The following is a 1,050-nucleotide window of genomic DNA, read 5'->3' as shown; positions in this document are numbered from 1 at the left end:
CCGCGCAGGCCTGCTCCAGCCACGCCCGCGTCGCCGCATCCACCAGCGGGCCAATCTCGGACAGCACGCGCGCATGATAGGCGTCCACCTGCGCGCGCTCGGCCGGCGTCAGCATGTCCACCGCGATCAGCGCGCGCTCGTAGGGCGCGAGCGTCAGCACCTCGAATTCCAGGAACGGCTTGCGGCCGCCCGGCATCGCCGGCGCGGGCCGCACCAGCAAAAGATTCTCGATGCGGATGCCGTAGGCGCCGGGCTCGTAGAATCCCGGCTCGTCCGAAAGAATCATGCCGGGCTTCAGCGGCACCGGCTTCGCCGCGCGGCTGATGCCTGCGGGGCCTTCGTGCACGCTCAGAAAACTGCCGATGCCGTGGCCGGTGCCGTGGTCGTAGTCGAGCCCCGCCTCCCACAGCGGCCGCCGCGCGATGGCGTCGAGATGTGGGCCGGCGACGCCCTCGGGGAAGCGGGTCGCGGCCAGCGCCAGGTGGCCCTGCAGCACGCGGGTGTAGCGTTCGCGAAGCTCGGCCGGCGGCGCGCCCGGCCCGGTCCACAGCGTGCGCGTCACGTCCGTGGTCCCGTCCCGGTACTGCGCGCCGGAATCGATCAGGAAGGCTTCGTCGGGGCGGATCGGGCGGTCGGTGGCCTCGGTCGCGCGGTAATGCACGATGGCGCCGTGCTCGCCGGCGCCGGCGCTGGCGGGAAAGCTTTCGGCGACGAAGCGCGCGCCCTCCGCCCGCAGCGCCAGCAGTTTTTCCGCGGCGCGCATTTCCGTCAGCCCGTCACGCGGCCCACCGGCGAACCAGGCGAGAAACCGCGCCAGCGCCACGGCGTCGCGCTGGTGCGCAGCGCGGGCACCGTCCTGCTCCCGCGGATTCTTGCAGGCGCGCGGCAGGCGGCAGGGGTCCTCGCCGGCCACCACCTCGGCGCCGGCCGCGCGCCGGCGGCGGGCGATCCAGGCCGGCGTCCCCTCCGGGGCCCCCCGCAGGTTTTGGCCCGAAAGCGCCTCCCGCGCCGCGCCGCGCGCGCCCCGCGGGCGCCGCGCGGCGGGGGTGG

General features: G+C 75.4%; 1 protein-coding gene. It reads right to left on the bottom strand.

The genetic code is table 11. From position 1 onward, the window contains the following. Positions 1–1,050: M24B family metallopeptidase (locus AC1MIR_RS26310; protein WP_480031188.1), on the bottom strand; the 1,050-nt coding region annotated here is incomplete at both ends.

This window comes from Falsiroseomonas sp. RANM36 (assembly GCF_056682175.1).
This window is presented reverse-complemented; position numbering and strand designations above follow the sequence as displayed.